The sequence below is a fragment of the Arenimonas sp. genome (genome assembly GCF_044353605.1).
Taxonomy (GTDB): Bacteria; Pseudomonadota; Gammaproteobacteria; order Xanthomonadales; family Xanthomonadaceae; genus Arenimonas.
In genome coordinates this window covers 122,181-148,843 of record NZ_JBILBO010000001.1, presented here as the reverse complement: position 1 = coordinate 148,843, position 26,663 = coordinate 122,181, and the positions used below count along the sequence as shown (strand labels likewise).

At 59.0% G+C, this 26,663-nt stretch carries 29 protein-coding genes; 17 read left to right on the top strand and 12 right to left on the bottom strand.

Annotated elements, in window-relative coordinates:
• The first annotated feature begins 36 nt into the window (after positions 1-36).
• Positions 37-1,320, top strand: coding sequence for a 4-aminobutyrate--2-oxoglutarate transaminase (gene gabT / locus ACIQ1A_RS00740; RefSeq protein ID WP_395769167.1), 1,284 nt, complete (start codon positions 37-39; stop codon positions 1,318-1,320).
• A 107-nt stretch (positions 1,321-1,427) separates the two neighbouring features.
• Positions 1,428-2,033 (top strand): rhomboid family intramembrane serine protease, encoded by a 606-nt coding sequence (locus ACIQ1A_RS00735; protein ID WP_395769166.1) that lies wholly within the window; start codon positions 1,428-1,430, stop codon positions 2,031-2,033.
• A gap of 29 nt (positions 2,034-2,062) precedes the next feature.
• Here the strand turns inward: ACIQ1A_RS00735 and ACIQ1A_RS00730 are convergent, their stop codons facing one another.
• Together ACIQ1A_RS00730 and ACIQ1A_RS00725 are read right to left on the bottom strand one after the other, a co-directional pair.
• Positions 2,063-2,962: a peptidylprolyl isomerase gene (locus tag ACIQ1A_RS00730; protein WP_395769165.1), complete on the bottom strand. Its 900-nt coding sequence runs from the start codon at positions 2,960-2,962 to the stop codon at positions 2,063-2,065.
• 7 nt (positions 2,963-2,969) lie between these two features.
• Positions 2,970-3,572 carry a methyltransferase gene (locus tag ACIQ1A_RS00725; RefSeq protein ID WP_395769164.1) on the bottom strand — a complete coding sequence of 201 codons (603 nt, stop codon included), beginning with the start codon at positions 3,570-3,572 and terminating at the stop codon, positions 2,970-2,972.
• A 126-nt stretch (positions 3,573-3,698) separates the two neighbouring features.
• Between ACIQ1A_RS00725 and ACIQ1A_RS00720 the strand changes: the two genes are divergently transcribed.
• A complete protein-coding gene (locus ACIQ1A_RS00720; RefSeq protein ID WP_395769163.1) occupies positions 3,699-4,064 on the top strand; it encodes a PadR family transcriptional regulator in 366 nt (121 codons plus the stop codon).
• Positions 4,061-4,963, top strand: coding sequence for a sensor domain-containing protein (locus ACIQ1A_RS00715; RefSeq protein WP_395769162.1), 903 nt, complete (start codon positions 4,061-4,063; stop codon positions 4,961-4,963). Before ACIQ1A_RS00720 ends, ACIQ1A_RS00715 begins: the two co-directional genes overlap by 4 nt.
• Before the next feature lie 64 nt (positions 4,964-5,027).
• On the opposite strand, the gene ACIQ1A_RS00710 is transcribed toward ACIQ1A_RS00715, so the two are convergent.
• The 3 genes from ACIQ1A_RS00710 to ACIQ1A_RS00700 are packed head-to-tail and all read right to left on the bottom strand — an operon-like array spanning position 5,028 to position 8,565.
• Complete coding sequence (locus tag ACIQ1A_RS00710; RefSeq protein ID WP_395769161.1) at positions 5,028-5,423, bottom strand: MAPEG family protein; 396 nt, start codon at positions 5,421-5,423, stop codon at positions 5,028-5,030.
• Positions 5,424-5,481: 58 nt separating this feature from the next.
• Entirely contained in the window at positions 5,482-6,672 is a 1,191-nt protein-coding gene (locus tag ACIQ1A_RS00705) for an NAD(P)/FAD-dependent oxidoreductase (protein ID WP_395769160.1), read from the bottom strand.
• Between the two features lie 3 nt (positions 6,673-6,675).
• Positions 6,676-8,565: a DEAD/DEAH box helicase gene (locus ACIQ1A_RS00700; RefSeq protein ID WP_395769159.1), complete on the bottom strand. Its 1,890-nt coding sequence runs from the start codon at positions 8,563-8,565 to the stop codon at positions 6,676-6,678.
• A gap of 114 nt (positions 8,566-8,679) precedes the next feature.
• Between ACIQ1A_RS00700 and ACIQ1A_RS00695 the strand changes: the two genes are divergently transcribed.
• Entirely contained in the window at positions 8,680-9,096 is a 417-nt protein-coding gene (locus ACIQ1A_RS00695; protein WP_395769158.1) for a CopD family protein, read from the top strand.
• On the opposite strand, the gene ACIQ1A_RS00690 is transcribed toward ACIQ1A_RS00695, so the two are convergent.
• From ACIQ1A_RS00690 to ACIQ1A_RS00680, 3 genes are all read right to left on the bottom strand, one after another.
• Complete coding sequence (locus ACIQ1A_RS00690; RefSeq protein WP_395769157.1) at positions 9,093-10,133, bottom strand: medium chain dehydrogenase/reductase family protein; 1,041 nt, start codon at positions 10,131-10,133, stop codon at positions 9,093-9,095. The genes ACIQ1A_RS00695 and ACIQ1A_RS00690 overlap by 4 nt on opposite strands.
• Positions 10,134-10,234: 101 nt before the next feature.
• Positions 10,235-11,542, bottom strand: coding sequence for a DEAD/DEAH box helicase (locus ACIQ1A_RS00685; RefSeq protein ID WP_395769156.1), 1,308 nt, complete (start codon positions 11,540-11,542; stop codon positions 10,235-10,237).
• 197 nt (positions 11,543-11,739) lie between these two features.
• A complete protein-coding gene (locus tag ACIQ1A_RS00680; protein ID WP_395769155.1) occupies positions 11,740-12,279 on the bottom strand; it encodes a C40 family peptidase in 540 nt (179 codons plus the stop codon).
• Positions 12,280-12,362: 83 nt separating this feature from the next.
• On the opposite strand from ACIQ1A_RS00680, the gene ACIQ1A_RS00675 reads away from it, so the two are divergent.
• The 5 genes from ACIQ1A_RS00675 (at position 12,363) to ACIQ1A_RS00655 (ending at position 16,398) form a co-directional block, all read left to right on the top strand.
• On the top strand, positions 12,363-12,842 hold the full coding sequence (locus ACIQ1A_RS00675) for a peptidylprolyl isomerase (protein WP_395769154.1): 480 nt from the start codon (positions 12,363-12,365) through the stop codon (positions 12,840-12,842).
• Between the two features lie 69 nt (positions 12,843-12,911).
• A complete protein-coding gene (locus tag ACIQ1A_RS00670) occupies positions 12,912-14,117 on the top strand; it encodes a DUF418 domain-containing protein (protein WP_395769153.1) in 1,206 nt (401 codons plus the stop codon).
• Positions 14,118-14,141: 24 nt separating this feature from the next.
• Positions 14,142-15,392: an NAD(P)/FAD-dependent oxidoreductase gene (locus tag ACIQ1A_RS00665; protein WP_395769152.1), complete on the top strand. Its 1,251-nt coding sequence runs from the start codon at positions 14,142-14,144 to the stop codon at positions 15,390-15,392.
• Positions 15,392-16,177 carry an N-formylglutamate deformylase gene (hutG, locus tag ACIQ1A_RS00660; protein WP_395769151.1) on the top strand — a complete coding sequence of 262 codons (786 nt, stop codon included), beginning with the start codon at positions 15,392-15,394 and terminating at the stop codon, positions 16,175-16,177. Before ACIQ1A_RS00665 ends, hutG begins: the two co-directional genes overlap by 1 nt.
• A 47-nt stretch (positions 16,178-16,224) precedes the next feature.
• A complete protein-coding gene (locus ACIQ1A_RS00655) occupies positions 16,225-16,398 on the top strand; it encodes a hypothetical protein (RefSeq protein WP_395769150.1) in 174 nt (57 codons plus the stop codon).
• Position 16,399: 1 nt separating this feature from the next.
• Here the strand turns inward: ACIQ1A_RS00655 and parE are convergent, their stop codons facing one another.
• Positions 16,400-18,289: a DNA topoisomerase IV subunit B gene (gene parE / locus ACIQ1A_RS00650; RefSeq protein ID WP_395769149.1), complete on the bottom strand. Its 1,890-nt coding sequence runs from the start codon at positions 18,287-18,289 to the stop codon at positions 16,400-16,402.
• A gap of 126 nt (positions 18,290-18,415) precedes the next feature.
• On the opposite strand from parE, the gene ACIQ1A_RS00645 reads away from it, so the two are divergent.
• Genes ACIQ1A_RS00645 through truD form a run of 7 tightly spaced genes read left to right on the top strand, consistent with a single transcriptional unit; the run spans position 18,416 to position 24,722 of the window.
• Positions 18,416-20,056, top strand: a complete 1,641-nt coding sequence (locus tag ACIQ1A_RS00645) for a CTP synthase (RefSeq protein ID WP_395769148.1) — start codon at positions 18,416-18,418, stop codon at positions 20,054-20,056.
• 12 nt (positions 20,057-20,068) lie between these two features.
• Positions 20,069-20,902, top strand: coding sequence for a 3-deoxy-8-phosphooctulonate synthase (gene kdsA / locus ACIQ1A_RS00640; RefSeq protein ID WP_395769147.1), 834 nt, complete (start codon positions 20,069-20,071; stop codon positions 20,900-20,902).
• A 30-nt stretch (positions 20,903-20,932) separates the two neighbouring features.
• Complete coding sequence (gene eno / locus ACIQ1A_RS00635; RefSeq protein ID WP_395769146.1) at positions 20,933-22,219, top strand: phosphopyruvate hydratase; 1,287 nt, start codon at positions 20,933-20,935, stop codon at positions 22,217-22,219.
• Positions 22,220-22,229: 10 nt separating this feature from the next.
• Positions 22,230-22,556 (top strand): cell division protein FtsB, encoded by a 327-nt coding sequence (gene ftsB / locus ACIQ1A_RS00630; protein ID WP_395769270.1) that lies wholly within the window; start codon positions 22,230-22,232, stop codon positions 22,554-22,556.
• Positions 22,553-23,245, top strand: coding sequence for a 2-C-methyl-D-erythritol 4-phosphate cytidylyltransferase (gene ispD, locus ACIQ1A_RS00625; RefSeq protein ID WP_395769145.1), 693 nt, complete (start codon positions 22,553-22,555; stop codon positions 23,243-23,245). Before ftsB ends, ispD begins: the two co-directional genes overlap by 4 nt.
• Positions 23,245-23,718 carry a 2-C-methyl-D-erythritol 2,4-cyclodiphosphate synthase gene (ispF, locus tag ACIQ1A_RS00620; protein WP_395769269.1) on the top strand — a complete coding sequence of 158 codons (474 nt, stop codon included), beginning with the start codon at positions 23,245-23,247 and terminating at the stop codon, positions 23,716-23,718. The genes ispD and ispF overlap by 1 nt, the downstream gene beginning before the upstream one ends.
• The gene (gene truD, locus ACIQ1A_RS00615; RefSeq protein ID WP_395769268.1) at positions 23,709-24,722 is read left to right on the top strand and encodes a tRNA pseudouridine(13) synthase TruD; all 1,014 of its coding nucleotides are present in this window, start codon (positions 23,709-23,711) and stop codon (positions 24,720-24,722) included. Before ispF ends, truD begins: the two co-directional genes overlap by 10 nt.
• Here truD and ACIQ1A_RS00610 read toward each other — a convergent pair.
• Genes ACIQ1A_RS00610 through ACIQ1A_RS00600 form a run of 3 tightly spaced genes read right to left on the bottom strand, consistent with a single transcriptional unit; the run spans position 24,719 to position 26,631 of the window.
• Positions 24,719-25,417, bottom strand: a complete 699-nt coding sequence (locus tag ACIQ1A_RS00610; RefSeq protein WP_395769144.1) for a VIT1/CCC1 transporter family protein — start codon at positions 25,415-25,417, stop codon at positions 24,719-24,721. The genes truD and ACIQ1A_RS00610 overlap by 4 nt on opposite strands.
• 23 nt (positions 25,418-25,440) lie before the next feature.
• Complete coding sequence (locus ACIQ1A_RS00605; protein ID WP_395769143.1) at positions 25,441-25,980, bottom strand: Smr/MutS family protein; 540 nt, start codon at positions 25,978-25,980, stop codon at positions 25,441-25,443.
• Positions 25,981-26,016: 36 nt separating this feature from the next.
• Entirely contained in the window at positions 26,017-26,631 is a 615-nt protein-coding gene (locus ACIQ1A_RS00600; RefSeq protein WP_395769142.1) for a hypothetical protein, read from the bottom strand.
• Positions 26,632-26,663: the final 32 nt, after the last annotated feature.

Here is a 26,663-nt window from a genome sequence, read left to right as displayed (position 1 = left end):
TGTTTAATATATTAAACACCTGTTGAGGAAATGACTATGAGCAAAAATGCCGAGTTGCAGCAACGCCGGGTCGATGCCGTCGCCCGTGGTGTCGGCAATGCCACCCAGCTGTTCGCCGTGCGTGCGGAAAACGCTGAAATCTGGGATGCCGATGGCAAACGTTACATCGATTTCGCCGGTGGTATCGGGGTCATGAATACCGGTCACCGTCATCCCAAGGTGATGGCCCGCATCCAGAAACAGCTGGAAGGCGTCGTGCACAGTTGTTTCCAAGTGATGCCTTACGAGCCCTATATCGAACTGGCCGAGCAACTCAATAAACGTGCGCCGATCGATGGCAAGGCTAAAACCCTGTTCATCACCACCGGCGCCGAAGCGGTTGAGAATGCCGTCAAGATCGCGCGTGCCTATACCAAGCGTCCGGGCGTGATTGCCTTCGGCGGCGGCTACCATGGCCGTACTCTGCTGACGCTCGGCCTGACCGGCAAAGTCGCTCCCTACAAAATCGGTTTCGGTCCGTTCCCGGCCGATATTTTCCATGCCCGTTTCCCGCATCCCTATCACGGCGTGACTGTGGCCGATACCCTCCAGGACATCGCCAATCTGTTCAAGTACGACATCGAGGCCTCGCGTGTGGCCGCCATCATCATCGAGCCGGTCATCGGCGAGGGCGGCTTCGTGCCGGCGCCGCAGGAACTGATGCGCGCCTTGCGCGCCATCTGCGACGAGCATGGCATTCTCCTGATTGCCGATGAGGTACAGAGCGGGTTCGCCCGCACCGGCAAGTTGTTCGCCATGGAGCATTTCGATGTCAAAGCAGATCTGATCACCACCGCCAAATCCCTGGCCGGCGGCATGCCGCTGTCGGGTGTGGTCGGCCGTGCCGAAGTCATCGATGCACCGGCAGCCGGTGGCCTGGGTGGTACCTATGGCGGCAATCCGGTGGCCTGCGCGGCAGCGCTTGGCGTGCTCGAAGTCATCGATTCGGAAAACATCCTCGAGCGTTCGACCCAGCTTGGCGAAACGCTGGCGGCGTATGTCGGCAATCTGGCCAAAGAACCGACGCTCGGCATCGGTGAAATCCGCCATCTCGGCGCCATGTTCGCGTTCGAACTGATCAAGCCCGGCACGGTGAACACACCGGATGACGTGGCTGCCAAGGCGCTGACCGCCAAAGCCGCCGAGCTCGGTCTGATTCTGCTCAGCTGTGGTGTTTACGCAAACAGCATCCGCGTGCTGGTGCCGATTACCATCGAAGATACAGTGCTGGCCGAGGCCCTGGCCATTCTGGAAAAGGCTCTTAGGGCTGTTCGTGGCTGAGCTAAGTGTGACGCAATCGTAAAATCGTGCACGCGGGTGCCTTTTATGCTTGGCAGTATGGCGGGTTTTGGTTACTCTTGAACGCTTAGGTCTGTTTGGGTGCCGCCATGTCGCTGTCGGGCAATCTCATCATCATCGCCGTCACCTGCCTGATCTCCTGGATTGGTTTCCAAGACCGTGCCTTTCAGTATCGCTGGTCGCTGAATCCTTACCAAGCCCGCCGCAAGCGCAAATACGTCCCGTATCTCACTTACGGTTTCGTGCATGCCGACTTTATGCACCTGCTGTTCAACATGATCACCCTGTTCTTCTTCGGACGGGTCATGGAAACAGTGTTCAACGCGCACTTCGCCGGCTTCGGCTATTACCTGTTCTACCTCGGCGGCATCATTCTCTCAATCCTGCCCTGGGCGCTGCCGCGCCGTAACAACCCGCGCTATTCCACGCTCGGTGCTTCAGGGGCGGTATCGGCGGTACTGTTCGCCTACATTCTGCTGCAGCCGTGGTCGATGCTGTACATCTATTTCATTCCGGTACCGGCCATTCTGTATGCCGTGCTCTATGTCGCGTATTCGATGTATCTGGACAGGAAGGGCAGCGATAACATCAACCACAGCGCGCATCTGTGGGGCGCGGCCTACGGTGTCGCGTTCACTGCGCTGGCCGAGCCCGGGGCACTGACCTCTTTTCTCGGGAAGCTGATGAATCCCTGACTGAAAAAAACCGCCCGAAGGCGGTTTTTTTATTTCTTGGTACGTACCGGAACAGGGATGTTGCACAGATCGATGAAACCGGCCTTGTTCAGGTACCAGTCGTCTTTGCGGTTCCGGCGGGATTCCACCAGCTCATCAAAGGTGGCGGTATCGGTGCGGAACACTTCCAGCTGCGGCCGTTGGCTTTCCGAGAGAGTCGACGCCAGTGCGATGGATTTGATCGGTATGCGTTGCTCCGGTTTTTCATAAAAACCCAGCGGGCCTGTACCGCGCGGCAGCACCGAGAGGTACTCCATGCCCTGCAGCACGCGGCCGACAACGGTAATATTGCGGTCGAGCTGACGCGGCGATTGTCCAGTCACCACATACAGTTCGGTGCCGTTGCTGGAGTCAGCCTCGTTGCCGCGACCGGCGCCGAGCGCCCCGTAGCAGTGAGTCATCCAGGTCTGCTTGCGGTCGGTGGCCGCCGGAAAGTCGTGCATGAAGCCGGCCTGTTTCGACCATCCTTCGCGGTCCTTGACCGGATGGAACACGGATTTGTCGAAACCCGTGAGCGCGAACTCGGCCGGCAGTTTCGCCTTTGCCGTGCCGATGGATTTCGCTTTGGCCGGATCTTCGGACGGGTCGCCCCATTGCACCACGAAATTGTCGTGCGAGCGGTTGATGGAAAGACCGTTCCAGTAGCCTTCACGGGCGAGGGTTTTGATGTTGGCGACGTGTTCGGGTGCGAACTGCGGTGCCAGCTCGATCAGAATCCGGCCACCGGCGATGCCCATCACTAGCAGGTTGTCCGGGTCGGGCGTGCGCCAGTCGGCGGCAGTGCTGGCATCGAGGATTTCCTGCATGGTCTTACCCTTAGCTGCAGCCGAGAGTTGTGTTGTGGCGAGCAGGAGAGCAAGGCAGAGCGTGGTGCATATCGGGTTTTTCATGATGGACTCACAGGCGTTCAAGAGCGGAAACCGGGCTGTCACAGGCCGGACTCAGGTAACAATGGCTGCCCAGTGCGGTCAGCCCGATGCTGTCGAATAGCTTACGGTATTGCGCGCGGCTACGGGCAATGAAGCCCTTGAAGTCGCCGGTGATGGCATCCTCGCGGCAGAACACATCGATGTAGGCCACACCGCAACAAAGCTCGGGAAAAGCTTCCAGTCCGCGTTTCAGTTCAGCGCCCGGAACATAGTGCAGCACATCGGCGCAGATCAGCAGATCGGCCGGCGGTCCGATACGCAGCTGCTGCATCTGGCCGAAACCGGCCAGAGCGATGTTCCGGCTGTGCCCGTAACGGCGGACCACATATTCGCTGGCATCCACGCCCTGGTAATGCAGGCCGGGCCGGAGTTTCAGCAGGTGTTTGCGCCATGGGGCCTCACCGCAGCCGATATCCAGAACCGAGCGAAGGGGGTGGCCCAGGTGAAGCTCGGCCACAGCGACGGCCACGGCGACTTTACGGGCGAGGGCCTTGTCGTCTGCGGCATGTTTACCCCGGTACCAACGGTCGAAGTAGGCCTGATCGTAGGCTTTAGGTTTAGCTTTCAACATCCAGTTTCTCCATTAACGCATTGATTACTATACGCCATTACCGGATTTTACAGGTCATGACTTCCGGCCTATGGTGTATTACGAACTTAATGATAGTATTTACTTAATCCTGTTATGGAGCGCGTCATGAGTGATGTTGAAAACCTGGTCAAGAAATTTCAAAAGGAACTGAGTGCCGGTACCGTTTCGTTCCTGCTCTTGGCGCAATTGGCCAAAGCCGAGGAACCCCTGTATGGCTATCAGATCGCCAAGCAGTTGGAGTCGGCCGGCGAGGGGATTCTGGCCGGCAAGCAGAGTGCCCTGTATCCGGTGCTGCGAAATCTGGACGGCGCCGGCCTGCTGCAAAGCGAAGTCGAGCCTTCGGTAGCCGGGCCGCCGCGCCGCTACTACCGCATTACCGAATTCGGCCGTGAAGTTTTCAGCGCCTGGCGCGCAACCTGGCAGAACACCCAATCCCTGGTTAACACCGTGCTGGAAGGAGCACCGCTATGAACGCCTATACCCCGAAAACGATAGCCCAGTACCTGGACATGCTGAAGGATGCCCTGAAAGGCGCTGATGCCGCTCTGGTCCAGGACGCACTGTACGATGCCGAGGAATATCTGCGTTCGGAGCTGGCAGCCAATCCAGCGGTTTCCGAAGCCGAGCTCTTGGCACAGATCGCCGGCAGCTATGGTGATCCCGAGGAGGTGGCGGACATCTACCGCAACACGGAAGTCACCGTGCAGAAAGCCCTGGCCGCGCCGAAGAAAACCGAATCGTCTTCGCCGGTCAAAGGATTCTTCGCCGTTGCGGTCGATCCGCATACCTACGGTGCTTTGTTTTACATGCTGCTCAGTCTGGCGACTGGCGTTTTCTACTTCACCTGGGCAACTACCGGCTTAAGCATGAGCGCTGGGCTGATGATCCTGATCATCGGCATTCCGTTCTTCATCCTGTTCATGGCCTCGGTGTATGCCATCTCGCTGGTGGAGGGCCGGTTGGTGGAAACGCTGCTGGGCGAGCGCATGCCACGGCGTCCGCTTTACCAGGCCAAGGACCGCACTTGGATGGATCGCATCAAGGCACTGTTCACCGATGCGCGGACTTGGTTGAGCCTGATGTACATGGTATTGATGCTGCCCCTGGGGGGCGTTTACTTCAGTCTGTCGGTTACGCTGCTGACGTTCTCGATCGGTATCATCGCTGCCCCCTTGCTCTGGTGGATGTCTGAATCGGGATGGTTGCATTTCAACATCTCGATGGGCAACGTGGATCCGGCGCTGGCATCGCCATTCCTGTTCATCGGAGGAATACTGCTGTTTTTCGCCAGTCTGCATGTCATCCGGTTCATCGGCCGCTGGCATGGCCGCTTCGCCAAGCACATGCTGGTTCCTTCCGGCTCGGATTGATCGGCTCAGCAGATATGAAAAAAGGGCGGAGAATTCTCCGCCCTTTTTCACTGAGCAACAGGCATCAATGCATGTTCTGGTAGACGCCGATGGCGCTGAGCACGAACAGGCCGATGAAAGCGAGGAAGCTGAGCAGGAAGCCGCCGCTGCGCGCCGAAGCGGCTTTGTTGTAACCGAGCACGTACCAGATCCGGCCGACGATCCATGCAGCACCGAGCCAGTGGGCCCAAAGCATGAAGCCGGTCAGCGAGGCGATCCAGAGTACCGGCAGGAACATGACGGTCTGTTCGACGGTATTCATGTGCGCGCGGTAGGCGCATTCGAACTGTTCGTGGCCACTGCAGGCCGGGGCCTTGATGCCGTATTTGCCGCGGGCGCGACCGACCAAGCCCATGGCTATGAATAGCACGAGAACATTGAGCAAGGTGATGAAGGCGGCACTGAGAATGGCTTGGTCCATGGGGTGTTCCTGAAAGGGGGTGTTCCGCGATGATAGCGCATTCCGGCTGGATGCCAAATCAGAGGGCGCCACCTGCGGCATATCCGGAAGCCCATGCCCATTGGAAGTTGTAGCCGCCGAGATGGCCGGTCACGTCCAGTACTTCGCCGATGAAATACAGGCCCGGCTGATGCTTCGACTCGAAGCTGCTTGAAGACACGCCTTCGGTATCCACGCCCCCGAGGGTGACTTCCGCGGTGCGGTAGCCTTCGGTGCCGCTGGGGGTAATCCGCCAATGCTGCAGAGCGAAGGCGATGTCGCGGAGTTCGGCATGTTTGTACTGGCTGATTGGTTTGTTGCTGAAAAATGCCGTGCACAGCAGCTGGGCTAGACGTTTCGGCAGCCATTTCGCCAGCACTGTTTTGAGCTCGGCTTTATGGCCTTGTTGTTGCAGGACAATCAGTTCCGCAGTGGCGTCGCGCCCGGGCAGCAAATCGATTTCAATCGGCTGTCCGAGCTCCCAGTAGGATGAGATTTGCAGAATGGCCGGACCACTGAGGCCACGATGGGTGAACAACAGGGCATTTCGGAATTCAGTGCCACCAATCCTTACCGCAATCGGTAAGGCAACACCGGCAAGCTCGGCATACTGCTCAAGGGGCTTGCCGCTGAGGGTGAACGGCACCAGACCGGCCCGTGTTTCCACCAACGCATGACCGAATTGTCGGGCAATGCTGTAGCCCAATCCGCTGGCGCCCATGCTGGGGATCGAAAGTCCACCGGTGGCGACGACCAGTTTTTCGGCCCGATAGATTCCTTGGGCGGTTTCGACTTCGAAACGGTCGCCAGCGAACCGAATCGAACTGATGGCTATGCCAGTAGCGATATGCACTCCGGCCCAATCACATTCATCCAGCAGCAATTTGATGATCTGTTTCGAGGAATCGTCGCAGAACAGTTGACCGAGCTCCTTCTCATGGTAGGCAATGCCGTGGCGCTCCACCAGATCAATGAAATCGGCAGGCCGGTAGCAGGCCAAGGCCGATTTGCAGAAGTGCGGATTACGCGACAAGAAATTTCCCGGACCGGTACCGGTATTGGTGAAGTTGCAGCGGCCGCCACCTGACATCAATATCTTCTTGCCGCAGCGGTTGCTGCGCTCCAGCACCGTGACCGCCTTTCCGCGGTAACCGGCAGTGGCGGCACACATCAGGCCGGCGGCACCGCCGCCGATGACCAGCACCTGCGAATCACGGGCGCCGGAAATCATGGATCAATCCGTGAACTTGTTTTTCTTTTTGCCCTGGCGGAACTCGAAGAACGATTCGTTCTTGCGTTTGACCTTACCGACGGTATCCGGTTTTTCACGGGTATCCGGTTTTTCACGGGTATCCGGGCGGCGCGGCGGGCGCGGTTTCTTCGGTGCGGTATCCGGAGCGGTACCGTCTTTGGTAATGCGCAGCTGCTGGCCGGCACACCAGACCGTCTTCAGGTGCTTGAGGATATCCTTGGGCATACCTTCCGGCAGGTCGACGATGCTGTAATCATCGAAAATCTCGATGCGGCCCATGTGCTTGGCATCCAGACCGGCTTCATTGGCGATGGCGCCGACGATGTTGCCCGGCTTGACGCCGTGTTCATAGCCGACTTCAATGCGGTAGGATTCCATGCCGGCCTCGGCATCGCGGGGCGCACGTTCTTTCTTTTCACGGAACGGGCGTTCCGGACGTTCGCCGCGGGTTTCACGTTCAAAGCGGGGTTCGCGGGCAGGACGCTTGTCGCGACCCTCGCGCACTTCGAATTCTTTGGCTTTGCGTTCTTCGCGCTTCGGCGGTTCCAACAGCAAGGGCACATCGCCGCGCGCCATTTTGGCCAGTGCTGCCGCGATTTCGATGGCTGGCACGTTCAGCGCCTGTTCGTAATCCTCGACCAGTTTGCGGAACAGGGTCAGATCGGACGATTCCAGGGTTTCGGTGATCTGTTGTTTGAACTTGTCCATGCGGACTTCGTTGATGGTCGCCACGCTCGGCAGTTCCATGTTTTCGATCGGCTGATTGGTCGCACGTTCGATGGCGCGCAGCATGCCACGTTCGCGCGGCGCGATGAACAGAATGGCTTCACCGCTGCGGCCGGCGCGGCCGGTACGGCCGATACGGTGCACATAGCTTTCGGTGTCGTAAGGCACATCGTAGTTGATGACATGGCTGATGCGATCGACATCGAGCCCGCGCGCGGCCACGTCGGTGGCGACCAGAATATCGATGCTGCCGTCTTTCAGTTGGCCGATGGTGCGTTCGCGCTGGGCCTGATTGATGTCGCCATTGATGGCGGCGGCCGAGAAACCCCGTGCCAGCAATTTCTGTGCCAGTTCATCGGTAGCGAGCTTGGTGCGCGCAAAGATGATCATGCCATCAAACGGTTCGACTTCCAGAATCCGGGTCAGGGCATCGAGTTTGTGCAAACCGGAGACCTGCCAGCAGCGCTGGCGGATGTTGTCGGCGGTACGGGTTTTGGCTTCAATCTGGATTTCAACCGGGGATTTCAGGTACTTCTGCGCGATGCGTTTGATGGCGGTCGGCATGGTGGCCGAAAACAGCGCAACCTGACGGGTTTCCGGTGATTTGCGGATGATGGTTTCGACATCGTCGATGAAGCCCATACGCAGCATTTCGTCGGCTTCGTCCAGCACCAGTGTCTTGAGTTCCGACAGATCCAGCGAATTCTTCTCGAGATGGTCAATCACCCGGCCCGGGGTGCCGACCACGACATGCACGCCGCGACGCAAGGCCGACAGCTGGGGTCCGTAGCTCTGGCCACCGTAGATCGGCAGTACATGGAAGTGGGGGAGATTTTCAGCGTATTTCTGGAAGGCTTCCGCCACCTGGATGGCCAGTTCGCGGGTCGGTGCCAGCACCAGCACCTGCGGCTTTCCGGCCTTCAGATCGAGGCCGCTGAGCAAGGGCAGGGCGAATGCCGCGGTTTTGCCGGTACCGGTCTGCGCCTGGCCGAGCACGTCGCGTCCGTTCATGATGTGCGGAATCATCGCAGACTGAATCGGCGAGGGGGTTTCATAGCCCAGCGCAATCAGGGTTTTGAGGATGGTTTCAGGCAAGCCCATGTCACGGAAGGTGATGGCGGCGCTGTCGGCGGGTTTCGAAGTCATAGGAGGGTATCGGCTCTGGGCGCAGGCGCGAAGCCTGGAAAGGTTGTATAGTTTACTCCGATACGCAAATCCTTGCTTGAACAAGCATTTATCTTCAACCGGAGCTTCGCCGTCATGCTATATCCGCTACTGAAATCGGGCCATCTGCTGTTTGTCATGGCCTGGGTTGCCGCCGTGTTCTATCTGCCGCGCTTGTTGATCAATTTTGCCGAGTCGCACGGACAGCCCGATGTACAGGCCCGACTGCTGCTGATGGCGCGCCGTTTGTACCTGTTCGGGCATGTGATGTTCGGCCTGGCGCTGCTGCTGGGTATCGGTCTGATGCACTTCGCCGGTCTCGGTGGCTGGCTGCATGCCAAACTGCTGCTGGTCGCGATTCTGTTTGTCTATTTCATCCTGTGCTACAAGCGTCTGCAGGCCGCACAGCAAGGCAAAGCCCTGCCGTCGCCGCGCACCCTGCGCATCCTCAATGAAGTGCCGGTATTCCTGCTGTTTGCCGCGATCTTTCTGGTGATCGCCAAACCGTTTTAAGGAATCAGCACCAGCTTGCCGACAGTTCGACCGGATTCGATGTCGGCCTGGGCTTTCGCGGCATCGGCCAGCGGGTATTCCGTGACCGGCGGCGCGACCAGCTGACCGTTTTCAAACAAGCCGATAAGCTCCAGCATGCCGCTTCGCAACAGCCCGGCATGCTCGGACAGAAAGCTCAGATTGGCGGCCAGCACGCTTTTGTTGCTCTGGGTCATGTTCAGTGGATTGAAGCGTGGTGTGCGCAGCCAGTCCCAGGCCATCTTCAACCAGTTGAGCCGTCCATCGTGTGGCAGCATGCTGGCGAATCCGTAAATGCACAGTTTTCCCATCGGCGCGAGATGGGCATAGCTCTGCGCCAGCGTGGACACGCCATTGGCATCGAACACGGCCTGGAAACCTTTCGGCGCCAAACGCTTGGCTTCCGGCCACAGATCCTGTGTGGATTTATCGATGGCCTCATCGGCACCCATGGCCAGTGCGGCACTGCTTTTGTGCGCGGAACCCACCACTCCGATTACGCGGCAGCCATGTAGCCGGCCGAGTTGGCACAGTGCAGAGCCGACGCCGCCGGCGGCGGAATGGACCAGCCAGACATCGCCGGGCTTCGGCAGCACTTGCTCGTGCACCATGAACCAAGCGGTCAGAAATACGGTGGGCAGGGCCGCTGTCTGGGCGTGGCTGAGATTGGCCGGCTTGCGGAACACACGGTCGGACTTCAGCACGATATGCGAGCAGTAGCCGCCGAACAGGGTCAGCGCCAGAACATCATCACCAACGGCATGATCAGTTACCTTCGCACCGATGGCGGTGACGATGCCCGAGAGTTCGAAGCCCGGAGTGATCGGATAGCCATGCAGTTCTTTGGCTGAGGCGTACAGGCCCATGCGGATGATGCCATCGGCATAGTTCACGCCACAGGCTTTCACCGTAATCAGCACATCATCGTCGCCGATGGCGGGCAAGGGCGCTTCGATGAGCTTGAGGGCATCATAACCGCCGGGACGGTCAATCTGTATCTTTCGGAGGATGTCGGTCACGGGTTCGGTTCCTTGCAGGATGTGTCTACAGTAAACCGGTCGCATTCTTGATGCCACAAAAAAAGCCGCCTTGCGGCGGCTTTTTTCGGTACAGCATCGAATCAGCGTTGCGGCGAACGCTGACGGCCGCGCGGGTTACCGCCCGGACTGCTGCTTTTCGGTTTCTGCGAAGCCATGCCGTGACTTTTCAGATGACCGGGCTGGGCCGGCTTGCGGCGCGGGGCCTGATGGCCGGAAGGCTTACCACGCGGCGGCGTCAAATCCATGCGCATGACCGTGGTCGGCTCGAAGCCGGGTTTCGGTTCCAGTGAGATGTCCTGTTTCAGCAGACGGTTGACGGCACGCAGCAGGCCGCCTTCATCGGTGGCAACCAGCGACACGGCATCGCCGTTGGCGCCGGCACGGCCGGTACGGCCGATACGGTGCACGTAATCTTCCGCAACCATCGGCATGTCGAAGTTGATCACCAGCGGCAACAGCGGGATATCGAGGCCGCGTGCGGCCACATCGGTGGCGCACAGCACGCGCACGTTGCCGGCCTTGAAGTCCGACAAGGCTTTAAGACGCTGGCCCTGGCTCTTGTTGCCATGGATGGCGAGCGCGGGGATGCCGTCTTTGGTGATCTGCTCGGCGATGCGGTTGCACAGATGCTTGGTTTTCACGAACACCAGAATCTGTTCCTGGTAGCGTTCGCTCAGGATATGCATCAACAGCTCACGCTTCTTGCTCGGGTCGACCGGATGCGCGATGTGATTGACGGTATGCGCCACGGTATTCTGTGATGAAACCTGAACCTCGATCGGATTGCGCATGAACTGCAGTGCAAGTTGTTTGATCGGTGCATCGAAGGTGGCCGAGAACAGCAGGGTCTGCCGCTGTTTTGGCACCTGGTTGAGGATTTTCTTGATGGCCGGAAGGAAGCCCATGTCGAGCATACGGTCGGCTTCGTCCAGAATCAGGGTTTCCACGCGATGTAGTTGCGCGGTGCCGCGTTCCAGATGGTCAATCAGACGGCCGGGCGTGGCCACCAGGATGTCGAGGCCTTTGCCGAGCGCCATCATCTGCGGATTCATGCTGGCGCCACCGTACATCACGGCGGTGCGGAGGCGGATGTGCTTGCCGTATTCACGGATGCTGGAGTGTACCTGTACGGCCAGTTCACGGGTGGGTACCAGGATCAGGACGCGCGGTCCTTTGGCTTTCGGGTTCGGATGTTCAGCCAGACGTTGCAGAATCGGCAGGGTAAATGCGGCGGTTTTGCCGGTCCCGGTCTGTGCGCCGCCCAGCACGTCTTCGCCATTGAGAATGGCGGGAATGGCTTGGCTTTGAATGGCGGTAGGTTCCGTGTAGCCCTTATCGGACAGCGCACGGACGAGCTCGGGCATCAGCCCAAGGGATTGAAAAGGCATGTTGTAACTCCTGCGGGGGGGCAATGTCCCTAACACCACATTGCTTTCATTGCGCCCGGAGGCGCCTGAGAATGGGTTCGTGCGGAGTAAGTGCATAAAGCACAGAGATTAGGAAACGAACCGTTTCTTTGTGCCCGTATTGTAGGCGCTTATGCCCGATAAAGCGAATTGGTGCTGAATCGGCCGTTCAGCCGGGCTCAATCGCCCAGCAGTACACGTTTGGCATCCACGTAGTGTTTCTGCCAGTAGGGCGTGTCGATATTGTCCATGCGAACGGTACCGCCGGAGCTGGGGGCATGCACGAACCGGCGTTCCCCGACATAGATGCCGATATGGCTGACACGGCCGCCGAGGGTGTTGAAATAGACCAGGTCGCCCGGATACAGGCGGTCTTTATCCACCTGCGGCGCATCGATATCGATCAGCGCGGCCGTGGTACGTGGCAGCTTCAGGCCGGCGCTGTGCAGAAAAACGTAATTGATCAGTCCAGAGCAGTCGAAGCCCGATTCCGGGGAGTTGCCGCCATAACGGTAGGGTGTCCCGACCAAGCCTATGGCCTGAAACAGGACGTCATTGGCCGCCGCTTTGAGGTTACCGGGCAAAGTCGTATCTTCCTCGCCGAGACCGGTCACTTCCGGCTGTTCGCCGCCACGACTGCGTTCCGGCCCGCTGGCACAGGCGCTTAGGAGCGCGGTCAGTAGCAGCAAAACGGTGATTTTCGTGGATTTTACTGGCATTCCGGCGCGTTCAATCGGATAATAGTCCGCTTGATTGTGCCCGATACGGGCGTTTCCGTCACCTCTCCTCATCTGGATGCGTTATGTCGATTGAAAAAAATTCCGTGGTTACCTTCCATTACACCGTTGCCGAAACCGGTAAAGAACCGCTGGAAAGCTCCAAAGACGGTAATGCCCTGACCGTTCTGGTCGGCCACGGCGCCATCATCCCGGGCCTGGAAGAGGCTCTGATCGGTAAGCAAGCCGGACATAACGTCGAAGTAACGGTCAGCCCGGACCAGGCCTACGGCGAGCGCCGTGACGGCATGACCCAGCGCATTCCGAAGAAACTGTTCAAGAACGCCAAGCTGGTCAATGGCCAGCAGGTGGTGCTGCCAACTGAAATGGGTCCGCGTGCAATGACTATCCTCAAAGTCGGCATGACCACGGTCGACGTCGACCTCAACCATCCGATGGCCGGCAAATCACTCGACTTCACGGTCGAAATCCTCGATGTCCGCGCCGCAAGCGAAGAAGAAATCGCGCACGGCCACGTGCATGGCGAAGGCGGCGTGCAACACTGATCCGATACTTCCGGCCTATGGTCGGATGCAGGTTCCGCGGTTAACCTAGGCTGAATTAGGGTAACCACAATGACCAACATCACGCAGGATTTCCAACCCACTCGCGCCCCGGAACGCATCGACATGCTTGATGCCATTCGGGGCGTTGCCTTATTCGGTATCCTGCTGATGAATCTCGAGGCCTTCAATGGCCCGATCATGCAGGCCATGAGTGGCATTGATCCGTCGTTGCAAGGCCTTGACCGCATCGCCGATGTGCTCATCTACATTTTCGTGCAAGGTAAATTCTGGACCCTGTTCTCGCTGCTGTTCGGCATCGGGTTTGCCATCATGTATGACAGTGCCGCACGAAGCGGCGCTGATTTTCGACGGATTTACAAGCGTCGGTTGTGGGCATTGCTCGCCATCGGTGCCGCGCACGGCATTCTGGTTTGGGAAGGCGATATCCTGTTCACCTACGCAGTGGCCGGCTTTGTCCTTCTCTGGCGTATGAAAAGCGATGCTGCGCCGACCCTTTCGCGCATCATCATGTTGTATTGCGCGCCACTGGCCTTGCTGGCTTTTGCCGGCGCCATGTCCGGAAACCACGATGACGGTGCTGATATCGCCAAAATGATGGCCGAAGAGACCCGCTTTCAAGGCCATAGTCCTTATCTGGACACCCTGTACTGGCGTGCCGGCTATTTTCTTCAAAGTCTCGGCAATCTAGTTATCCTGCTGCCGATGGCGACGGCGGTGTTTGCACTTGGCGTGCGCCTCCATCGCCTGGGCTGGTCGCGTCCGCCAATATCGGCCGATGACGGCGGCGGCGGTCGTATGGCGCTTTACTGCTATCTCGCCGGCCTTGTGCTAATGGCCGCAAGCATCGCCATTTCACCCGATGTCTCGCCGATCCGGATGGATGCCGTATTCGCTGCCGTGAACATCCTCAATATGTTGGCCGGTCTATTGATGTGTCTCGGGATGTTTTTCGGTCTGCGCTGGCTGTGGGTCCGCCCCGTTTTCCAGAAACGCCTGGCTGTGCTGGCGCCGCTGGGACGCATGGCGCTGAGCAACTACCTTGGCCAGTCCCTGGTCTGCACCCTGATTTTCTATGGTTATGGCCTCGGCTATTTCCAGCAGTTGCCGCGTGCCTGGCATATTCCCTTCGCTCTCGGGCTGATCACGCTGCAGACGCTGCTCAGCATCTGGTGGCTGAGCCGTTTCAGCATGGGGCCGGCCGAATACCTCTGGCGCTGGCTGACTTACGGGAAGCGTCCGAAGTTTGTATCATAGGGCGAGTCCATCACGTGCCCGTCCATGAACCCCAGCAATGACGATGTTTTGATTCTCGGCGGTGGTGTCATCGGCTTGAGCTGTGCGCTGTTTCTGCTCGAGCAGGGCCGATCGGTGCGGATTCTGGAGAAGAACATGGTGGGCGGCGCCACCTCGCACGGCAACTGCGGCACGATTACGCCGAGCCATGCCTTGCCGCTGGCAGCCCCCGGCATGATTGGCAAAGCCCTGAAATACATGGCGCAGGCCGATGCGCCGTTTTATATCAAGCCGTCAACCGATCGCTCATTGCTTGAATGGCTTCTGCGCTTTTCATTGCGCTGCAACGCGCGCGACCAGCACCGTTCCGCATTGGCCAAAGCCGCATTGCTGAACGCCTCGCGTACGCTGCTTGAAGAGCTCATCACCCGGTATGGTCTTGACTGCGGATTCGAGACCATCGGTGAGATGTATGTCTGCAAGACCCGCGAGGGCTTGGATGCCCTGGCCCAAGAGATGCCGTTGTTGGCCGAATGCGGTGTTGTATCCGAATTATTGGATGCCGATACGCTGGCGGCACGAGAACCGGCACTGCTGCCCGGCATGGCCGGCGGCATTTATTTTCCCAATGACGCCCACTTCCGGCCGGATGCCTACTGCACAGCTCTGGCGCAAACCGTCAGAGCTTTAGGTGGAATCATCGAGGAACACTGTGAGGTGCTGTCGCTGGCCGCTGATGGCGATCGCATCACCCATGTGGAAACCGCCTCTGGCCGCCGGCAGGGCGGACAGGTGTTGGTTGCATTGGCCGCATGGTCGCCGGCGCTGCTTCGCAGCCTTGATCTGGCGCTTCCCGTGCAGCCCGGAAAGGGCTATTCCATTTCCTACAGCCTGCCGCAGCTGGTCCCGAAAACGCCGTTGGTGTTGACCGAGCGCAGTGTCTGCGTGAGCTCCTGGGCTGATGGTTACCGGCTGGGCAGCACCATGGAATTCGCCGGTTTCGACGACACGCTGAATACCAAGCGGCTCGACGCGCTTGAACGCGGCGCCCGCGAATATCTGCGCGAGCCGGTCGGCGCCGAAGTCGAATCCCTCTGGTTCGGTTGGCGGCCGATGACCTATGACGATCTGCCGATTCTTGGCATATCGCCCAAGCACCGCAATCTGTTTCTGGCTACCGGGCACGGCATGCTGGGCATGAGCATGAGCGCCATCACCGGTCAGCTCATGGCCGCGCAGATGACGGGAAATACGCCGACCATCGATCTGACGCCTTATTCGGTGGCGCGTTTTTAATGCATACCTTTGAATTGCATCGCGGTTCCTTGCCGCTTTTGGTGAGTCTGCCGCATAACGGTACCGATATTCCTGAGGACATCCGCGCACTCATGGTGGATGAAGCCCAGTCCGCTCCCGACACCGATTGGCATGTCGATCGGCTGTATGATTTTGCGATATCGCTCGGCGCTTCCGTGTTGAAACCACGCTATTCACGTTACGTCATCGACCTCAATCGGCCACCGGATGATACCTCCTTGTATCCTGGCCAGAACACGACCGGCCTTTGCCCGACTTTGGCCTTTTCCGGTCGCCCGATCTACCGGGATGGAAAGTCACCCGATGCCGAAGCCATCGTGCAACGACGCGCACAGTATTGGCAGCCCTATCACACGGCGCTGCAGGCGGAATTGCACCGGCTCAAACAGCAGCACGGGCGTGTGCTTCTCTGGGAAGGGCATTCCATCCGCCCGGAGTTACCGTTCCTGTTCGAAGGTCGGCTGCCGGACTTCAATCTCGGGACTGCCGAAGGCCGCAGTTTTCCGGATGCCAGCCTGCGTGCCGTGGAAGCGGTGTTGGGGGCGCAGTCCGAATTCAGCTGGGTCAGTAACGGCCGTTTCAAGGGTGGCTACATCACGCGCCACTACGCCGCACCGGAGGCCGGCATTCTTGCCTTTCAGTTGGAGCTTGTCCAAAGCGCCTACATGGATTCCACTATGACGCTTTTCGATGCCGACAAAGCCACACCGGTCCAGGCACTGATCGCTCAGATGATGGCGGCGGCACTGCACTTTCCGGATTAAGCGATTCGCGCTAGGGTGAACCAAGGGCGAACACTTGGGGGTATGTGATGAAAGTTTCCGATCCGAAAAACCGGAATATCCACTTCGCAAGCATTGGCCAACGTTTGGCCTCATTGACGACCTTGGTGATTTTCCTGTATCTGGTTTATCTGGCCGTAAACGGGCGCTTCGATGCCGAAATCACCCGGTTCGCGGCCTGGCTCGAACACCTGTTCAGCTGAATCAGAGTTCGAGCGAAGCCAGATCGCCTTTGGTTTCCAGCCACTGCTTGCGGTCGGGCGCCCGCTTCTTGGCCAACAGCATGTCCATCAGTGCATCGGTTTCTTTAATATCGTCGATGGTCAACTGAACCAATCGGCGGGTGTCCGGATGCACGGTTGATTCCCGTAATTGCGCCGGATTCATTTCGCCAAGACCTTTGAAGCGCATTACACTGACCTGACCCTTGATTTTTTCCTTCTCGATGCGATCCAGAAGGATGCGTTTTTCTTCTTCATCAAGCGCGTAGAACACCTGTTTGCCGACATCGATACGGAACAGCGGCGGCATGGCCACGAAGATGTGACCGGCGTTGACCAATGCTGGAAAATGCTTGAGAAACAGCGCTGACAGCAGGGTGGCAATGTGCAGGCCGTCGGAGTCGGCATCGGCCAGGATAATGACCTTGCCATAGCGCAGGCCCTCGATGTTTTCCACCCCCGGATCGCAGCCGATGGCCACCGCCAGATCATGCACTTCATTGGAAGCCAGTACGCCCGAACTGGCCACTTCCCAGGTGTTCAGGATCTTGCCACGCAGCGGCATGATGGCCTGGAATTCCTTGTTGCGGGCCTGTTTTGCCGAACCACCGGCGGAATCGCCTTCGACCAGAAACAGTTCGGTGCGCGAGAGGTCCTGGGAAATGCAATCGGCCAGTTTGCCAGGCAGGGCGGGTCCTTGGGTGATTTTTTTGCGGACCACCTGCTTTTCGGTTTTCAATCGTGCGGCGGCACGCTCGATGGCCAGCATGGCGATGGCGGTGCCGGCTTCCACGTGCTGGTTCAGCCAAAGCGAGAAGGCGTCATGTACGGCTGATTCGATGAAGGCCGCGGCCTGCCGTGAACTCAAGCGTTCCTTGGTCTGGCCGCTGAATTGCGGGTCGGTGAGTTTCAGGCTGAGTACGTAACTGACCCGGTCCCAGACGTCTTCCGGCGCCAGTTTGACGCCGCGCGGCAACAGGTTGCGGAAATCGCAGAACTCGCGCAATGCGTCGGTCAGGCCGGAACGCAATCCGTTCACATGGGTGCCGCCCTGCGCAGTCGGAATCAGATTGACGTAGCTTTCCTGCACCAGTTCGCCTTCCGGCAACCAAGCCAGCGCCCAGTCGACCACTTCGCTTTCCTTGCTCAGATGGCCACCGAACAGTTCCGCCGGCAACAGCTCCTTGCCGGTCAGTTCGCCGAGCAGGTAATCACTCAGCCCGTTCTCGTAGAACCACTGACTGCGCTCGCCACTGGCTTCGTCGAACAGGGAAACATTCAGACCCGGACACAGCACGGCCTTGGCGCGCAGCAGATGGCGCAGTGCTTTGACCGCGAATTTATTGGTGTCGAAATATTTGCCATCCGGCCAGAAACGCACACGCGTGCCGGAGTTGCGTTTGCCGACGGTGCCGACCGTTTCCAGCGGCGAACTGCGGAATCCGTCCTGGAATTGCATGCGGTATTCATTGCCGTCGCGCTTGATGCCCACTTCCACTTTCTTCGACAGGGCATTGACCACCGACACGCCAACGCCGTGCAGGCCGCCGGAGAACGTATAATTTTTTCCGCTGAATTTGCCGCCGGCGTGCAGCCGGGTCAGAATCAGTTCGACGCCGGGGATGCCTTCGTCGGGGTGGATGTCGACCGGCATGCCGCGACCGTCATCGATGACCTCACAGCTGCCGTCGGCGAACAAGGTCACCTCGATTGATTTGGCATGGCCGGCCAAGGCTTCGTCGATGGCGTTATCGATGACTTCCTGCGCCAGATGGTTCGGGCGGGTGGTGTCGGTATACATGCCCGGACGGCGTTTGACCGGATCCAGGCCGGAGAGGACTTCAATGTCGGCGGCGTTATAGCGGGTATTCATGGCTCTCGGGGGCGGTGCGGGAGCATTCAGGATGCTATCTGCACGCTTTGCGGTCAAGCAGAATTAAAAAGGTGCGTTTTTGCCCGCAAGTCGGTAAAATGGTGCTTTCCAACGCCCTCTTTTCCCATGACGCGTTTAATCTTCGTTACCGGCGGTGTCGTCTCTTCCTTGGGCAAAGGCATCGCTGCCGCGTCCCTGGCTGCCATCCTCGAGGCCCGTGGCCTGAAAATCACCATGATGAAGCTCGATCCCTATCTCAATGTGGATCCGGGCACCATGTCGCCGTTCCAACACGGCGAGGTGTATGTCACTGACGATGGCGCCGAAACCGATCTGGATCTCGGTCATTACGAGCGCTTCGTGCGCACGCACCTGACGCGCAAGAACTCAATCACCACTGGCCGCATCTACGAGAATGTCATCCGCAAGGAGCGCCGTGGCGATTACCTCGGCGGTACCGTGCAGGTCATTCCGCACGTGACCGATGAAATCAAGCAGGCCATCTATGCCGCGACCGAAGGTTTCGATGTCGGTCTGGTCGAAATCGGCGGTACCGTCGGTGATATCGAGTCCTTGCCGTTTCTGGAAGCCATCCGCCAGATCCGCAGTGAGAAGGGGCCGGACAATGCGATTTTCATGCACCTTACCTTGGTGCCTTATATTGCTGCTGCAGGCGAACTGAAAACCAAACCGACCCAGCACTCGGTCAAGGAGCTACGCTCGATTGGCATCCAGCCCGACATCCTGCTTTGCCGCAGCGAGCAGCCCCTGCCGGAAAGCGACCGCCGCAAAATCGCCCTGTTCACCAATGTGCCGGAAGAAGCGGTCATCAGCTGTCTGGACGTTGATACCATCTACAAGCTGCCACTGTGGCTGCACGAGCAGGGCCTGGACACCATCGCCATCCGTCGACTTCGCCTGGAGGACATGGTTGGCCCGGCCGATCTTAGCGAATGGCGCGATGTGGTTGATGCGGTCGAACATCCGGTCGATGAGGTCACCATCGCGGTGGTCGGCAAATACGTCGATCATCAGGACGCCTACAAATCCATCGGCGAAGCGCTCCGCCACGGCGGATTGCGTCAACGCACACGGGTCCGTCTGAAATGGCTGGAATCCGAACAGGTCGAAACCGACGGCACCGCGGTGCTTGCCGATGTCGACGGCATTCTGGTGCCCGGCGGCTTCGGTGACCGGGGCTTTGAAGGTAAAGTCGCGACTTCGAAATACGCCCGCGACCACAAGATTCCGTATTTCGGCATCTGCTATGGCATGCAGGCTGCGGTGGTCGACATCCTGCGCGACAAGGGCGGCTTGCCCGGCGCCAACACCACTGAAATCGACCGTCAGTGCGCAGACCCGGCCATTGCCTTGATTACCGAATGGCGCACCGCCAGCGGCGAAATCGAACGCCGCAGCGCCGATTCCGATATGGGCGGCACCATGCGCCTCGGTCTTCAGGAGTGCCGTTTGAAGCCCGGAACGCTGGCGCATCGCCTGTACGGCAAAGACGTCGTGTCCGAACGCCATCGCCACCGCTATGAATTCAACAACACTTACCGCGAAGCGGTCGAAAAAGCCGGCATGACCATCTCGGCGCAGTCCATGGATGGCCTGTTGGTGGAAATGGTTGAAATCCCCGACCATCCCTGGTTCCTGGCCTGCCAGGCGCATCCGGAATTCCTGTCGACCCCGCGTTACGGCCACCCCCTGTTCAGCGGCTTCATCAAGGCCGCACGCCAGAAGAAATCCGGCGCCACCGATTAAGGACAACTGCTCATGAAACTGTGCGGCTTCGATGTAGGTTTGGATCAACGTTTCTTCCTGATTGCCGGTCCGTGCGTGATCGAGTCCATGCAACTGCAACTCGATGTTGCCGGGCAGCTGAAAGAAATCACCGATTCGCTCGGCATTCCCTTCATCTTCAAATCGAGTTTCGATAAAGCCAACCGCACTTCCGGCACCAGCTTCCGAGGTCCTGGATTGGAAGAAGGTTTGAAAGTGCTGTCCGAAGTGAAACGCCAGATTGGCGTTCCGGTACTGACCGATGTGCATGAATATACCCCGATGGACGAAGTCGCGGCCGTGGTCGATGTGCTGCAGACCCCGGCCTTCCTGTGCCGGCAGACCGACTTCATCCAGAAAGTCGCCAGTGCCGGCCGACCGGTCAACATCAAGAAAGGCCAGTTCCTGTCGCCGTGGGAAATGAAACATGTGGCCGCCAAGGCGAAAGCCACCGGCAACGAGCAGATCATGGTCTGCGAACGCGGTGCCAGTTTCGGATACAACAATCTGGTGTCCGACATGCGCTCGCTGAGCGTGATGCGCGATACCGGTTGTCCAGTGGTGTTCGATGCCACGCATTCGGTGCAGTTGCCCGGTGGCATGGATGGCAAATCCGGTGGCCAGCGGCAGTTCGTGCCGGTGCTGTCGCGCGCGGCGATGGCGGTCGGCATCGCCGGCATCTTCATGGAAACCCATCCGAATCCGGATGTGGCATTAAGCGATGGCCCGAACGCCTGGCCGCTGCCGAAAATGAAAGCGCTGCTGGAAAACCTGATTGCGTTCGACGAAGCGGCCAAGCGCGGCGGCTTCATTGAAGACCAAATTTAAACTCCGACATTCATTAACAGAAGATCTGCCATGAGCCAAATCAGCCACATCATCGCCCGCGAAATCCTCGACAGCCGCGGCAATCCGACCCTTGAAGCGGAAGTGACGCTGAGCAGCGGACAGACCGGCCGAGCCGCCGTACCCTCGGGCGCATCCACCGGATCCAAGGAGGCCATCGAACTGCGTGATGGCGACAAGACCCGTTACCAGGGCAAAGGCGTGAAAAAAGCCGTTGAGCACGTGAACGGCGAGATCGCCAAAGCACTGCTGGGATTTGACGTGTTCGACCAAGCCGGTCTGGATCAACGCCTGATCAATCTCGACGGTACTGAAAACAAAGCCCGCCTCGGTGCCAATGCGCTGCTCGGCGTGTCGCTGGCTGTCGCCCATGCCGCCGCCGCCGCCAAAGGCCAGGCGCTCTGGCAGTATCTGGCCAATGGCCGTGAGGTGACGCTGCCGGTGCCGATGATGAACATCATCAACGGCGGCGCCCACGCCGATAACAACGTCGACATGCAGGAATTCATGGTGCTTCCGGTCGGTTTCGATTCGTTCTCGGAAGCTCTGCGCGCCGGAACCGAAATTTTCCATAGTCTGAAATCTGTGCTCAAAGGCCGCGGATTGAGCACCTCGGTGGGCGATGAGGGAGGGTTTGCGCCCGATCTGCGCTCGAACGAAGAAGCCCTGGAAACCATTCTGGAAGCGATTGCCAAAGCGGGCTACCATGCCGGCGACGATGTGCTGCTGGGCTTGGATGTGGCCAGCACCGAGTTCTTCGAGAACGGCAAATACAATCTGATGGGCGAGGGCAAACGCCTGAGCTCCGAGCAGTTCTGCGATTTCCTCGCCGACTGGTCGCGCAAGTACCCGATCATCACCATTGAAGATGGCATGGCCGAGAACGACTGGACCGGCTGGAAGCTGTTGACCGATGCCGTCGGCAAGGGTGTGCAGTTGGTCGGTGACGATCTGTTCGTGACCAACCCGGGCATCTTCCAAGAAGGTATCGACCAGAAGGTGGCCAACGCCATTCTCATCAAGGTCAACCAGATCGGCACGCTGAGCGAAACCCTGAAGGCCATCGCCATGGCCGATGCCAACCGCTATGCGGCCATCGTCTCACACCGCTCGGGTGAAACTGAAGACACCACCATCGCCGACATCGCCGTGGCCACCACCGCCACGCAAATTAAGACCGGCTCGCTGTGCCGTTCCGACCGCGTGGCCAAATACAACCAACTGCTGCGCATCGAACAGGCGCTGGGCGCCAAGGCCCGTTACGCCGGCCGCGACGCGTTCGTGAGCCTCAAGCGCTGACGTGGACGCACTGACCCGGAACATTTGGACGTATGTCCTACTGGTGCTCGCACTGGTGCTGCTGCAGTACAAATTCTGGTTCGGGCAAGGGAACTGGCGTCAGGTCGAACAACTGCGCGCCCAGGTGCAAGCGCAGCAGGCCGAAAACCGCGAACTGCTCCGTCGCAACAAGGCGCTGGCTGCCGAAGTGAAAGATCTCAAGTCCGGTGTGGACGCGGTCGAAGAGCGGGCGCGCAACGAGATGGGCATGATCAAAGCCGGCGAAACTTTTTACCGGGTGGTCGATCCCGAGAAAAAGCTCGAAGCTCCGCCGCCGCCGGATGCGCCGAAGCCATGATCTGGGCCATCATTCCGGCAGCCGGTAGCGGTTCCCGCTCGGGCTCCGACATTCCCAAACAGTACCGGCCGTTGCTGGGCAAGCCGATGATTGAACATGTGCTGGATGTGCTGGCGCAGCATCCCGACATTGACGGGTTCATGCTCGCCCTGGCTCCCGACGATGCGCGTTGGCAGGGCATAGAAATGTGGCGCAACAAACCGCTCCGCACCTGCACCGGCGGCATGCGCCGGAGTGACAGTGTATTGGCCGGTATCGCGGCTTTGTCCGATGATCTGAGCAATGACAGCTGGGCGCTGGTTCATGACGCCGCACGTCCCTGTCTGCGGTTGGAGGATCTGAACCGCTTGATTGAATCGGCCTGTGTCCATCCGGTAGGCGGCTTGCTGGCTGGGCGCATGAAAGATACGGTCAAGCGCGGTGATGCCGATAATCAGGTCGAGGGCACGCTCGATCGCAGTGCACTGTGGCGCGCCTACACACCGCAACTGTTTCCCGCACGCAGCCTGCAACGCGCACTGCTGCACGCCCATCAGGAAAATGCCGACATCACCGACGAGAGCAGCGCCATGGAGCGTCTGGGTCTGTCGCCGCTGCTGGTGCCCGGAGCCGACGACAACATCAAAGTCACCGGACCGGAAGATTTCGCATTGGCCGAAGCCATACTGACAGCGAGGAATACACCATGATGCGGATCGGTTCGGGTTTCGATGTGCATGCCTTCGGCGATGGCGACCATGTGGTACTCGGCGGCGTACGCATTGCCCATAACCGCGGGTTGTTGGCGCATTCCGATGGCGATGTATTGATTCACGCCTTGTGCGATGCGCTGCTCGGCGCGCTGGCACTCGGTGATATCGGCGTGCATTTTCCGCCCTCCGATCCGCGTTGGAAGGATGCCGACAGTACCCTGCTTCTGGCGCAGTGCATGACGATGGTGCGTGACCGCGGTTTCGAGCTTGCCAATCTCGATGCCACCCTCATCTGCGAATTTCCGAAGATCAACCCCCATGTAGCCGCCATGCGGGCGCGTTTGGCCGAAGTCATGCAGTGCGACATTGCACGCATTTCGGTAAAGGCAACAACGACCGAAACGCTTGGCTTTACCGGACGCGGCGAGGGCATTGTAGCGCAAGCCATTGTTCTGCTGGAATCCCGGTGATTCTTCCGCGGGTACTGGCCAGCGCCCCGGTCAGCGGGCGCATCCGCTGCAGTCCCGAAGACTTCGTGGTTGAAGAGTTGCCGAGTTTTGAAGCCACGGGCGAGGGTGAACATCTTCTGCTGACGGTTCGCAAGCGTGGCATGAATACCGTATTCTGCGCCGAGCGTATCGCACGTTGGGCCGGCATTGATGTCCGCGATGTGTCCTACGCCGGCATGAAAGACCGTCATGCCGTGACCACTCAGCGTTTTTCGGTCCGCCTTCCCAAAAAAACAGCACCGGATGTGACCTTGCTCAACGATGATGAGTGTCAGGTTCTGGAAGCGAATTGGCATAACCGGAAATTGGCGCGTGGTGCCTTGGCCGGCAACCGTTTCACCTTGGTTTTGCGAGAACTGCAAGGCGATAGCGAAACGCTGGCGTCCGGATTGCAGATTCTAGCCCGGCAGGGCGTCCCCAATTACTTCGGCGAACAGCGTTTCGGTGCCGAGCAGGCCAATGTCGGCAGAGCCTTGGGTATGTTCGAAGGGCGGCGTGTTGACCGTGCCAAACGTTCGATCTACCTCTCGGCGGCCCGATCCTATCTGTTCAACCGAGTGCTGGCAATGCGTGTCGAACAGGGCAGCTGGAATACCGCGATGGACGGCGAAGTCTGGATGTTGGAAGGCACCAAAAGCATCTTCGGTCCCGAGCCGATGAATGACGAGATTGCCGCGCGCTGCGCGGCATTGGATATCCATCCAACCGGTCCGTTATGGGGCGCGGGTGAGCTCCGCAGCAGTTCGGCCGTTCTTGAACTGGAATCCCAGCTGCCGGTCTTGCAACCGGCCTTATGCCAAGGGCTGGAGAAGGCCGATCTGCGCCAGGAGCGGCGGGCATTGCGATTGCTTCCGAAAGATCTGTCGTGGCGATTCGTTGATGAAAACAGCCTGGAGCTTCGCTTCGAGTTACCGCCCGGCGCCTACGCGACTTCGGTTCTGGCCGAGCTCGGCCAGTTCGATTAAGCGGTACTGACCCCGAACAGGCTGCCGATGGCCCAAGTGGCGGCCATCGCCAGAGCGCCCCAGAACAGCACGCGTGTGGCACCTTTAAGCATTGGCGCGCCGCCGGTACGGGCAGCCAGCGCACCCAGTGCGCCGAGGGAAAGCAATGTGCTGAGTGCCACGGCCCACATCATGCCTGCTGCAGGCATCAGCCATACCACTGCCAATGGCAGGACGGCACCGGCAGCAAAACTGGTTGCCGATGACAAGGCGGCCTGCACGGGTCGGGCACTGAAATTCGCGGAAATGCCGAGCTCGTCGCGGGCATGTGCGCCAAGTGCATCATGCGCGGTCAGCTGTACGGCAACCTGTTTGGCCAAATCAGGCGTCAGGCCACGATGCACGTAAATGGCCGTGAGTTCTTTCAACTCGCCATCGGGGTCGGTTTCCAGTTCCCGTGTTTCCTTGGCGATGTCCGCTTTTTCGGTATCGGCCTGCGAGTATACCGAGACGTATTCACCGGCCGCCATGGACATCGCGCCGGCAACCAAGCCGGCTACGCCGGCCACTAGCACGGCTTCCTTTCCGCCATTGGCGGCGGCAACGCCGATGATCAGGCTGGCCGTGGAGACAATGCCGTCGTTGGCGCCCAGGACGGCGGCGCGCAACCAGCCGATATGTTCGGTTTTATGACGTTCGGTATGGCGATGGGGCATGGCAGGATTCCTTGTTATCAGGGTCATTCAATCAGCACCAAAGCGGCACCGGCGCCGCCCTGATTCTGGGGCGCGGTACAGAAGGCAAGCACGCGTCCTTGATGGCGCAAGACCTTGTCGACGACATTCATCAGTACCGGCCCGGCTTCCGAACGCGAACCTTTACCGTGGATGATCCGGATACAGTGTAAACCCTCTTTATAGGCCTCGCTGAGGAATTGCTTCAACCAGCGCTCGGCATCCATTGCCGTCATTCCATGCAGATCGAATTCGCCATCAATCCGGATACCGCCGGATTTAAGCTTGCGCATCAGCCGTGCATCGACTTTGGGTCCTTGGAAGAGCAGGGGTTCGCTGCCCAACAGCAGGGCCTCGGCATCATTCATGCGCCGTGATTGAAGCAGGGCCTCGTGTTCATCGCGTTCGAACATGCGGGCGCGCGGTTTCGGTTTGGCTTTCTGCAGACGGCTTTCGGTATGCCGGTGCACGATGACCGGACCGATGGCCTCGCGGAACAGTTCGCTGTCCTCGGGAGCGATGGTCGGCGGCGGTTTTTTACTCATTCAGCAATGATAGCAAAGCCCCGTTATCCTGCGCCGCTATTGCGGGCAGCGGTAAAAATAAGGCTGACCCTTGGCCGCATCCAAGACACTGGACTCCGGAGCGATTGCGCCCTTGAGCCGGAGAATCAGGGGCGTGTCGCGGAAGAACTCATCCCGGATTTCAACGCCTTGACTGTTGATGCTGCCGCAAGCGAGTGCCTTTACGGCGTCGTAGTGAAAAATAAGGCTGCCGAGGTAAACGTTTTTGCCGGTTTCCACCGTGAACGGCATACGGACCTCTTTTGTGCTTTCCATGCCTCGGGCTTCGATACCGATGATGTCGTAATTTCCCGGCTTCAGGCACATCTGGAACGCGCTGGCACGGAGCGAGTTGGTGTCGATGTCATGCTTCTTGTTAAGGGTGGTGAATCCGAAATAAGCCTTGTTGAAGCGTGCTTTTTCGCCGTATTGGGTTCCGGCAAAATAGACGATGGAGTTGAAATTTTTCCCGGAAACGCTTGTGCCGACCGTGCCGCTGATGCAGCCACCGCCATCTGCCAGACTCTGTTTGTACTTGCCGAAGCCGCCGTAATCCTCGAAAGCGCCGGCTTGTACGTCCAGGCTTGCGACCAAAACGCCGACGAGCATCAGTAAAGTGAATTTTGAAGTCATGGGGGATCCGGTGGGAAAAGTGCGGTGCTGAT

Coding starts and splice junctions, on each gene's coding strand:
- ACIQ1A_RS00685 (WP_395769156.1), bottom strand. CDS start 11,542: ATGCCTTTTCAATCCCTTGGGCTGATGCCCGAGCTCGTCCGTGCGCTG.
- ACIQ1A_RS00705 (WP_395769160.1), bottom strand. CDS start 6,672: ATGATTTCCGGCGCCCGTGATTCGCAGGTGCTGGTCATCGGCGGCGGT.
- ACIQ1A_RS00675 (WP_395769154.1), top strand. CDS start 12,363: ATGTCGATTGAAAAAAATTCCGTGGTTACCTTCCATTACACCGTTGCC.
- ACIQ1A_RS00665 (WP_395769152.1), top strand. CDS start 14,142: ATGAACCCCAGCAATGACGATGTTTTGATTCTCGGCGGTGGTGTCATC.
- ACIQ1A_RS00710 (WP_395769161.1), bottom strand. CDS start 5,423: ATGGACCAAGCCATTCTCAGTGCCGCCTTCATCACCTTGCTCAATGTT.
- ACIQ1A_RS00695 (WP_395769158.1), top strand. CDS start 8,680: ATGCTATATCCGCTACTGAAATCGGGCCATCTGCTGTTTGTCATGGCC.
- ACIQ1A_RS00680 (WP_395769155.1), bottom strand. CDS start 12,279: ATGCCAGTAAAATCCACGAAAATCACCGTTTTGCTGCTACTGACCGCG.
- ACIQ1A_RS00670 (WP_395769153.1), top strand. CDS start 12,912: ATGACCAACATCACGCAGGATTTCCAACCCACTCGCGCCCCGGAACGC.
- ACIQ1A_RS00605 (WP_395769143.1), bottom strand. CDS start 25,980: ATGAGTAAAAAACCGCCGCCGACCATCGCTCCCGAGGACAGCGAACTG.
- ACIQ1A_RS00730 (WP_395769165.1), bottom strand. CDS start 2,962: ATGAAAAACCCGATATGCACCACGCTCTGCCTTGCTCTCCTGCTCGCC.
- ACIQ1A_RS00720 (WP_395769163.1), top strand. CDS start 3,699: ATGAGTGATGTTGAAAACCTGGTCAAGAAATTTCAAAAGGAACTGAGT.
- ispD (WP_395769145.1), top strand. CDS start 22,553: ATGATCTGGGCCATCATTCCGGCAGCCGGTAGCGGTTCCCGCTCGGGC.
- ACIQ1A_RS00735 (WP_395769166.1), top strand. CDS start 1,428: ATGTCGCTGTCGGGCAATCTCATCATCATCGCCGTCACCTGCCTGATC.
- parE (WP_395769149.1), bottom strand. CDS start 18,289: ATGAATACCCGCTATAACGCCGCCGACATTGAAGTCCTCTCCGGCCTG.
- ACIQ1A_RS00725 (WP_395769164.1), bottom strand. CDS start 3,572: ATGTTGAAAGCTAAACCTAAAGCCTACGATCAGGCCTACTTCGACCGT.
- kdsA (WP_395769147.1), top strand. CDS start 20,069: ATGAAACTGTGCGGCTTCGATGTAGGTTTGGATCAACGTTTCTTCCTG.
- eno (WP_395769146.1), top strand. CDS start 20,933: ATGAGCCAAATCAGCCACATCATCGCCCGCGAAATCCTCGACAGCCGC.
- ACIQ1A_RS00655 (WP_395769150.1), top strand. CDS start 16,225: ATGAAAGTTTCCGATCCGAAAAACCGGAATATCCACTTCGCAAGCATT.
- ACIQ1A_RS00700 (WP_395769159.1), bottom strand. CDS start 8,565: ATGACTTCGAAACCCGCCGACAGCGCCGCCATCACCTTCCGTGACATG.
- hutG (WP_395769151.1), top strand. CDS start 15,392: ATGCATACCTTTGAATTGCATCGCGGTTCCTTGCCGCTTTTGGTGAGT.
- gabT (WP_395769167.1), top strand. CDS start 37: ATGAGCAAAAATGCCGAGTTGCAGCAACGCCGGGTCGATGCCGTCGCC.
- ACIQ1A_RS00600 (WP_395769142.1), bottom strand. CDS start 26,631: ATGACTTCAAAATTCACTTTACTGATGCTCGTCGGCGTTTTGGTCGCA.
- ispF (WP_395769269.1), top strand. CDS start 23,245: ATGCGGATCGGTTCGGGTTTCGATGTGCATGCCTTCGGCGATGGCGAC.
- ACIQ1A_RS00715 (WP_395769162.1), top strand. CDS start 4,061: ATGAACGCCTATACCCCGAAAACGATAGCCCAGTACCTGGACATGCTG.
- ACIQ1A_RS00610 (WP_395769144.1), bottom strand. CDS start 25,417: ATGCCCCATCGCCATACCGAACGTCATAAAACCGAACATATCGGCTGG.
- ACIQ1A_RS00645 (WP_395769148.1), top strand. CDS start 18,416: ATGACGCGTTTAATCTTCGTTACCGGCGGTGTCGTCTCTTCCTTGGGC.